At 50.0% G+C, this 9,121-nt stretch carries 6 protein-coding genes; 3 read left to right on the top strand and 3 right to left on the bottom strand.

Features of this window, described 5'->3' with window-relative positions:
- Window positions 1–202: 202 nt before the first annotated feature.
- From NC997_RS26310 to hisD, 3 genes are all read right to left on the bottom strand, one after another.
- Window positions 203–1,069 carry a DUF928 domain-containing protein gene (locus NC997_RS26310; protein ID WP_190525590.1) on the bottom strand — a complete coding sequence of 289 codons (867 nt, stop codon included), beginning with the start codon at window positions 1,067–1,069 and terminating at the stop codon, window positions 203–205.
- Window positions 1,070–1,840: 771 nt separating this feature from the next.
- A complete protein-coding gene (locus NC997_RS26305) occupies window positions 1,841–2,266 on the bottom strand; it encodes a universal stress protein (protein WP_190425168.1) in 426 nt (141 codons plus the stop codon).
- 19 nt (window positions 2,267–2,285) lie between these two features.
- Window positions 2,286–3,593 carry a histidinol dehydrogenase gene (gene hisD / locus NC997_RS26300; protein WP_190438126.1) on the bottom strand — a complete coding sequence of 436 codons (1,308 nt, stop codon included), beginning with the start codon at window positions 3,591–3,593 and terminating at the stop codon, window positions 2,286–2,288.
- Window positions 3,594–3,797: 204 nt separating this feature from the next.
- Between hisD and rpsT the strand changes: the two genes are divergently transcribed.
- The 3 genes from rpsT to rpoB all read left to right on the top strand — a co-directional run bounded on the left by rpsT (window position 3,798) and on the right by rpoB (window position 9,100).
- Complete coding sequence (gene rpsT / locus NC997_RS26295; protein WP_190425173.1) at window positions 3,798–4,130, top strand: 30S ribosomal protein S20; 333 nt, start codon at window positions 3,798–3,800, stop codon at window positions 4,128–4,130.
- Between the two features lie 114 nt (window positions 4,131–4,244).
- On the top strand, window positions 4,245–5,045 hold the full coding sequence (locus NC997_RS26290) for a YchF/TatD family DNA exonuclease (RefSeq protein ID WP_190525592.1): 801 nt from the start codon (window positions 4,245–4,247) through the stop codon (window positions 5,043–5,045).
- 737 nt (window positions 5,046–5,782) lie between these two features.
- Entirely contained in the window at window positions 5,783–9,100 is a 3,318-nt protein-coding gene (gene rpoB / locus NC997_RS26285; protein ID WP_190413949.1) for a DNA-directed RNA polymerase subunit beta, read from the top strand.
- The last annotated feature ends 21 nt before the right edge of the window (window positions 9,101–9,121 follow it).

The following is a 9,121-nucleotide window of genomic DNA, read 5'->3' as shown; positions in this document are numbered from 1 at the left end:
TAACTGTGTGTATGGCATCGCCCCCTCCTTAAGTTGCTCCTTGTCTCTCCTTAATTTTGCAATTCGACGATCGCCAACTGGCACACTATTTTCTCATTCATGCAGGAGGTCTACTGTGTGGAATAAAAGAAACCCGTTTTCTACCAGAAAACAGGTTTTTATTCAGACAGAGACAATTTTAAATTTATGTTGGATGACCTAGCTACTGCCTTACCAACCGTTGTTGTTCTTGCTCTTTCACCTCTGTCAGTCCAATTTGCTCTAAGAGCGATAGAAACTCCTGGCGGATCAACCGATCCTTGGGGGAAGTAGCATGGGCAGCTAAAATTACGCCTAGAGTGTCATACCAGTATGCCGATCGAGCATAGATTGCTGCCTTGCCAATCTGCGATCGCGCAGCTGCCAGTTGTTTCTCTAGAGCAGGTGTTGCGGGTACGTGCTTAATCCAGCCTTGAGCAATCTGATCTTCAGAACGTCGTTTCGGATTGCACTTCAGAGTGACTGTCCATAGATATTCCCGTCCTGGAACCAGTTCTGGCAACTCTTTGGACATCCGGAGTTGATTAATTCCAGCCTTGGGTGTTTGAATTGTTTGCTCAATAATTGGCTTAGATACTCCTGGCTCAACCAGTGTAAAAGTAATCGGTACCGATCGGGTGCCCGACAAGTACCAGTAAAAGATGGGATGACCTGATGCAGTCAATCCGGTATGAGTCGTAGGAGCCAACAAAGTCACAGATGTAGGCTGAGACTCAGAGCATTCTATTGGCGATTCGTCAACGCCTCTGGTACCGCCTCTGGGAATCATTCCATCATCGGGTGGCTGATAACGAACTCGCGTTCCCGTTCCAATGGTGCCTCCGGGAGCACCCACATCACCCGGCTCGTAACCAGAACCTGTTGGCGTTTTCGGCACAACATCTGCATAAGCGGTTGAGCTAAACCCTAAATCAATTGATAGGCGGCTCAATAGAGAATTGAGGGGAAATTCTATTAAACCGAGAAACTGTATCAAAATCAGTGATGCACTTCCTGCTACCTTCGTCCCTAATTTACGGGAAATCACCATAAATCTACAAATGATGTAATGCCAATAAATTTTTAGACGACCATTTGGCGATCGCAGTTTCCACCCGGTACGACAATACGGGTATTTATTGTAATTTTTATTACTCTATCAAAACTTGATAAACTTCGGTCTGCTGTTGGTACTCTTTGAGCATGACGCTACCAAGCCTATTTGTCGGAAATTTGCCCTGAATAGGCTGGGTGAGTTTATTCATTCATTAAAAAGCCAGTACAGAATGCTACAGTCTTAACGCATCGCTCAGTTTGAACTCAGTTTTGCAAGGTTCTCAGCTTCTTGATTACGAAATTAGCCTATTATTTAGCCAATCTCAACTAGAATAATTATTCTACTTTACTAGAAGTTATTAGGGACTAGGAATTAGAAAAAGTTCCTCTAAGCATGAAATTAATGCTGAATCCAGCACTCCAAACTAGGTTGAAGAGACACGTTTATAGACGGCTTTCAGTATGTAATTCCTGGCTTAGAACACTTCTTTCAATCAGAACCGAAACCAGTTACTTTCAAATTCATCTAAAGAAAAAGTAAAGGGTAAGGCTGACCTCAGGGATAATTCAGGCTCTCAAAATCGAGAATCTGAGCCTGAATTATTCTCTTAATTAGCATTTCCTACATCCAAGGAATGGAATTTGCGGCTAAATAAAAAAAGTCCGCCTGCGCGGACTAAGAATAATCAATTATTCTAAAACCTGGGTAGGCAGGTTTTGTCTGTATAGCCGCGAATTCTATTCGCCAGGGCTTCTTTTTTAATTTTTATGCCTGCTTCACCACCAGCACGGAACAAGGGGCATCAGCAACAACTTGGCTGCTGACAGAACCCTCTATAATTCGCTTCAAACCCGTTAAACCCCGACTGCCAATCACAATCAAGTCAGCTTGATAAATATTCGCAAGTCGGATTATTTCTTCAGCGGGGTCGCCAGAAACGATTTCTAATTCGCTGTGGCAAGGTAAAGCTGCCTGATAAGATTCCATCTGCTTTTCAATCTGCCGATAGGGCAGATCCTCCGAAGAGGCATGGGGCTTATCAACAGCAATTTCCACCTCAGACCCCGACGAAGGAATCACATGGGAAAGGATGATTTTGGTCGTTGGCTGTAGTTGGAGTTCTTCCAGGGACTGAATCACTCCCTCCGAAAGCTCTGAACTGTCGAGAGCCACCAGAATAATTTTTAGCACCCCAAAATCTCCTTTTTCGTTATTCGTCAGACCTCTTCTCGATTCGCAGCCGCACGGAGTCAGCGTGGGAAGTCAAACCCTCGGCTTGGGCAAGAATCTGGATAGCGTTGCCAAGCTTCTGGAGCGCTGTCGGCGAGTACTGAATCAAACTGGAGTGTTTCAGAAACGTTTCAACTCCCAGTGCTGAAGCGTAACGGGCAGCGCCAGAGGTAGGTAGCGTGTGATTCGGCCCTGCTAAGTAGTCTCCCACAGCTTCGGGCGTTGAGGAACCCAAGAATATAGCACCCGCGTGGCGAATTTTTTCCAGCAGATCCCAGGGTTCTTGGACTTCCAGTTCCAAGTGTTCGGGGGCAAACTCGTTGGAGAGTTCGGCAGCAACCAACAGAGAGTCAACCACCACAATTAAACCGTAATGAGCGATCGCTTTCTCTGTCAGTAGCCGTCGCGGATGATCTTCCAATTGACGTTCTACTTCTAGCTGTACTTTCTTCGCCAACCCAGCTTCTGTTGTCAGGAGAATTGCTGCTGCCATCGGATCGTGTTCCGCTTGCGCCAACATATCTGCCGCCACATAGACGGGATTGGCGTTTTCATCGGCAATAATCAGTACCTCAGAAGGCCCTGCCAGCGAGTCAATCCCCACAGTGCCATAAACGAGCTTTTTCGCCAGGGTGACGTAGATATTACCGGGACCAGTGATGACATCTACCTTAGGAATGGTTTCGGTGCCATAAGCCAAAGCCGCGATCGCTTGAGCGCCCCCAATCCGATAAATTTCCTGCACCCCAGCTTCCTGGGCTGCCACTAGCACCGCGGCATTAATCGTTTTTTCTTGCCCTGGGGGCGTCACCATGACAATTCTCGGCACACCCGCTACCTTCGCAGGGATGGCGTTCATTAATACCGTACTTGGATAGGACGCTCGACCGCCAGGAACGTAAAGCCCTGCTCGATCTACCGGCGTGTAACGCTTCCCCAAAACAATCTCATCGTCCCCAAATTGAACCCAAGATTTCGGGACGCGCTGCCGGTGGAATGCTTCTATTTGTTGACGTGCCAGTTGAATCGCGTTGAGTAACTCCTGGGACACCTGTTGATAGGCAGCATCCAGTTCTGAGCCACTAACGCGCAGCTGTTCGGAATTCAAAGTTTGTCGATCGAATTCAGCCGTGTAATGCAGCAGAGCTTTGTCGCCCTGGCGCTTCACAGCCTGTAAGACTTCCCGAACAGTTGCCTCTTTATGAACAATCTGGTCGTCATGGGTGCGATCGCAGATACGCCGCAGTTCAGTTCTTGCCTCAGATACCTGAGTAATGATTCGCAGCATGGAGTCGGAATCACCATCTAGGAATTACCCGCCTGAGTTCAGGTATATCACTATCCTCATCTCAAGGGATGAGGCAGCCTATTCCCTGTACTCGTTTCTATAGCTTAACCTGGATTTTTCAAGGGATCGCTATAATTTATGGAGAGATGGTATATTAATCTATCTAGTTCTGTTTGTTAACTGTACAGAGTTTTCTTCAAGACTGTGGCCAATACTAAGTCAGCCCTAAAGCGAGTCCAAGTAGCCGAACGCAACCGGCTGCGTAACAAGACCTATAAATCAGCCGTAAAAACGCTGATGAAGAGTTATCTTGCAGCCGTCCAAACCCACGCAGCCAACCCCACTGCGGAATCGCTGCAAGAAGTACAGCGGCGGATGTCAGAGGTCTACAGCAAGATTGACAAAGCGGTAAAGCGGGGGGTGTTGCATACCAACAACGGTGCCCGGAAAAAATCCAATCTCGCTAAGGCGCTCAAACGCGCGCAGCCCCAGCCAGAAACTTCAACCCCGGCTTCGTCCGATGCTTCTGCTTCCTAGCTGCTAGCCGCTCGTCAGTAGTCAGCAGTCAGTTGTTTATCGAAAGCGGTGGTAGGTAGAATTCCCACTACCCGTTACCCACTACCCAATGCTTGATGACCAATGACTGAACAGATACAGTTGTTCGATACCCACGTCCATATAAACTTCGATCTCTTCCAGTCCGATCTGGAAGAAATTAAAGCTCGGTGGCGCGAAGCGGGGATCGTTCGGCTAGTGCATTCGTGCGTGGAACCTACGGAGTTTTCAAGCATTCAATCACTGGCAAACCGATTTCCAGAACTTTACTTCGCCGTGGGGTTACATCCCCTCGATACCGAGAAGTGGGCATCAGAAACTGCCGAACAAATTCGTTCGCTGGCGAGTTCTGACCAGCGAGTGGTAGCAATTGGCGAAATGGGTCTGGATTTTTATAAAGCGGAAGATAGGGAGCGGCAAATAGAAGTATTAGAAGCACAGCTAGCGATCGCGCAGCAACTTGATTTGCCTGTAATTATTCATTGCCGAGATGCTGCTGCGACCATGCACGAACTGTTGCAAGATTTCTGGAAGCGCACGGGTCCTGTGCGGGGCGTCATGCACTGCTGGGGGGGTACTCCGGAAGAAATGCAATGGTTCTTGGATTTGGGTTTCTATATTAGTATCAGCGGCATCGTAACGTTTAAAAACGCCACTCAAGTTCAGGAATCGGCCAGGAGAATCCCCAGCGATCGCCTCCTAATTGAAACCGACTGCCCCTTCCTCGCACCCGTTCCCAAGCGTGGCAAACGTAACGAACCTTCCTACGTCCGATATGTCGCAGAGTGTGTTGCCCATCTGAGGGGGGTCTCTTTAGCGACTCTAGCCACGCAAACCACCCAGAATGCCTGTAATCTGTTTCGACTTTCCGTACCTCAGCCTTGTGCTGCGATTTAATGCCCAATTCTAAGGGCTTTTATCCATGCCGCGTGCCGCGTACCGTACCCGTTCTGAGTGCTGTAGACACTGGAAAGGCAGGGAGAACCACGACAGAGACATCCATCCCCCGAAGACAATAACTTTTGGTGGAAAATCTCTTTTCTCCCTTCTGGGTTTCATTACCCCAATTTAGAGGTAGGTGTCAACAAAGAAAGTCAATTTGCGACATAATATTTAAAAGACCCTCTATGAACAGAATTCTTGCGAGCAAACTGGGATGGCTGCCTGCTCCACCTAAACAGACTTCATACCCCTGCAATCGCTGTCCTTATACCTGGTAAAGAAGCACTAAATATTATCTTTGAGCAAACAAGCCAAAGCGAACTGCTGGTTCGCGTATAAAACCAACGAAAAACAACCCTGAGACGTTTCCTTCCCTGCTAGTGGGGACTAAACGGCTCATTTTGTTCTTGCCAATCGCTTGTCCTTGGGGACGAGTGAGGCATACTTCGCCGCTACTGCTTACTTTGGCACGAATTCCATCCCGCTAGATGGGAAGGATCTAAAGATGAAGGACGAATTCAAAACCATCAACGATGGAGGACGAATCAATTCAGGATTCATCCTTACTAACGGATGACTTTTGAGTTCTAGACGATCGGGTTGATTGGGAAGTCGGGTCTCCCCACTGGCATTCTTCTTAAACCCCCCCCTTACGACAGGTAATTCCTGAATTCTTTTGCAAGAGGAAAAGCATGACTAATCAGACCTCCACTCCAGTTGCTTACATGTTGCCAGACCTGGTAGAAATTCAGCGAGCCAGCTTCCGCTGGTTCCTGGAAGAAGGTCTGATTGAGGAACTTAACAGCTTTTCGCCGATTACCGATTACACCGGCAAGCTGGAGTTGCACTTCTTGGGCAAAGACTACAAACTCAAGCGACCCAAGTACGATGTAGATGAAGCCAAGCGTCGGGATGCAAGCTATGCCGTACAAATGTACGTTCCGACGCGGCTCATTAATAAAGAAGACGGCACGATTAAAGAGCAAGAAGTCTTCATCGGCGATTTGCCCCTAATGACCGACCGAGGCACATTTATTATTAATGGTGCCGAGCGGGTGATCGTTAACCAAATCGTGCGAAGCCCCGGAGTTTATTACAAATCGGAAACCGACAAAAACGGACGCCGTACCTACTCAGCTTCTCTTATTCCCAACCGGGGTGCGTGGCTGAAGTTTGAAACCGATAAAAACGACTTAGTGTGGGTACGAATCGATAAGACGCGCAAACTGTCGGCACAGGTATTACTCAAGAGCTTGGGGCTTTCCGACTCTGAGATTTTTGATGCGTTGCGTCACCCAGAATATTTCCAGAAGACCATTGAGAAAGAAGGGCAGTTTTCCGAAGAAGAAGCGCTCATGGAGCTATATCGGAAACTACGACCCGGTGAACCACCAACGGTTTCTGGCGGACAGCAGTTGTTGGAATCGCGCTTCTTCGATCCGAAGCGTTACGACCTGGGTCGCGTTGGTCGCTATAAGCTGAACAAGAAGCTGCGGCTCTCCGTGCCGGATACAGTGCGCGTGCTGACCCCAACCGATATTCTGGCAGCGGTAGACTACTTGATCAACTTGGAATATGACATCGGGATTACCGATGATATCGACCACTTGGGGAACCGAAGAGTGCGCTCAGTAGGCGAACTATTGCAAAACCAAGTGCGCGTCGGCTTGAACCGCTTAGAGCGGATTATCCGGGAGCGGATGACCGTTTCGGATGCCGAAACCCTAACACCCGCTTCTTTGGTAAACCCGAAGCCTTTGGTAGCGGCGATTAAGGAGTTTTTCGGCTCCTCCCAGTTGTCCCAGTTTATGGATCAGACAAATCCCTTAGCGGAATTGACTCACAAGCGGCGACTCTCAGCGTTGGGTCCGGGAGGACTAACGCGGGAACGCGCAGGGTTCGCCGTGCGGGATATTCATCCGAGCCACTACGGGCGGATTTGCCCGATTGAGACGCCAGAAGGACCGAACGCTGGATTGATCGGCTCTTTGGCAACTCATGCGCGGGTAAATGCCTATGGATTTGTAGAGACGCCGTTCTGGAAAGTAGAAAACGGACGGGTACTCAAGGAACAAGCGCCGGTATATATGACGGCAGATGAGGAAGACGATCTGCAAGTCGCGCCAGGGGACATCCCGATGGATGTGGATGGATGGATCTTGGGAGAATCGGTAGCGGTGAGATATCGCCAAGATTTCACCACCACGACACCCGACATGGTGGATTATGTAGCGGTGTCGCCGGTGCAGATTATTTCGGTTGCCACATCGTTGATTCCCTTTTTGGAACACGACGATGCCAACCGAGCGTTGATGGGATCGAACATGCAGCGGCAGGCAGTGCCGTTATTGAAGCCAGAGCGACCCCTAGTCGGGACTGGCTTGGAAGCCCAGGCGGCGCGGGACTCCGGGATGGTCGTGGTTGCCAAATACGACGGGGAAGTCACCTTTGTGGATGCGACGCGGATCGCAGTGCGGAGTTTCGACGAAACCGGGGAACCCAACGGACCGCAGATCGAGTATGAGTTGCAGAAGTATCAGCGCTCAAACCAGGATACCTGCTTGAATCAGCGACCCTTAGTGTATGAGGGCGATCGCATCGTTGCCGGACAGGTACTTGCCGACGGTTCTGCTACCGAAGGGGGCGAACTGGCTTTGGGGCAGAATATCCTGGTAGCGTATATGCCTTGGGAAGGCTACAACTACGAGGACGCGATCTTAATCAGCGAACGGCTGGTTTACGACGATGTCTACACCAGCATCCACATTGAGAAGTACGAAATCGAGGCACGGCAAACCAAGCTAGGACCCGAAGAAATTACGCGGGAAATTCCTAACGTCGGGGAAGATAGCTTGCGAAGCCTGGATGAAACCGGGATTATCCGAATTGGAGCCTGGGTAGAAGCTGGGGACATTCTGGTAGGAAAGGTGACGCCCAAAGGGGAATCCGACCAGCCACCGGAAGAGAAACTGCTGCGGGCAATTTTCGGTGAAAAGGCGCGGGATGTACGGGACAACTCCCTGCGAGTGCCCAACGGAGAGAAAGGGCGCGTGGTAGACGTGCGCGTCTTCACCCGCGAACAGGGCGACGAACTGCCCCCCGGAGCGAACATGGTGGTGCGTGTCTACGTCGCGCAGAAGCGCAAAATCCAAGTGGGCGACAAGATGGCGGGACGGCACGGTAATAAGGGGATTATTTCCCGGATATTACCCGCCGAAGATATGCCCTACCTGCCAGATGGAACCCCCGTGGACATCGTGCTCAATCCACTCGGAGTACCCTCACGAATGAATGTGGGGCAGGTGTTTGAGTGCTTGCTGGGATGGGCTGGTGAGAACTTAAATGTCCGCTTCAAAGTGATTCCCTTCGACGAAATGCACGGAGCGGAAAAAAGCCGCGAGTCGGTGCATGGCAAGTTGGAGGAGGCGAGGAAGAAGACCGGGAAGAACTGGCTATTTAACCCTGATGAAGCCGGAAAGCTCCGAGTCTTTGATGGGCGTACTGGGGAAGCCTTTGACCGTCCGATTACCGTGGGCAAGGCGTATATGCTGAAGCTGGTACACCTGGTAGACGACAAGATCCACGCCCGTTCTACGGGACCCTACTCTTTGGTGACGCAGCAACCCTTGGGAGGCAAAGCGCAGCAGGGCGGACAGCGATTTGGCGAAATGGAAGTGTGGGCGCTGGAAGCTTTTGGCGCTGCCTACATTTTGCAGGAGTTGCTGACGGTGAAATCCGACGATATGCAGGGGCGGAACGAAGCGCTGAATGCGATCGTGAAAGGCAAGGCGATTCCGCGACCGGGAACACCAGAATCGTTCAAGGTGTTAATGCGAGAACTGCAATCTCTATGTTTAGATATTGCCGTCCATAAGGTGGAGACGACCGAGGACGGAACCACGGGACACGTAGAGGTTGACTTGATGGCGGATGTGTCAAATCGCCGGACGCCGACGCGACCCACCTATGAATCTCTCAGCCGCGAGGAACTGGAAGAAGACGAAGTTTAATCAATAAAAAATGAAAAATTA

The organism is Trichocoleus sp. DQ-A2 (assembly GCF_039961915.1).
GTDB lineage: Bacteria > Cyanobacteriota > Cyanobacteriia > Cyanobacteriales > FACHB-T130 > FACHB-T130.
This window is presented reverse-complemented; position numbering and strand designations above follow the sequence as displayed.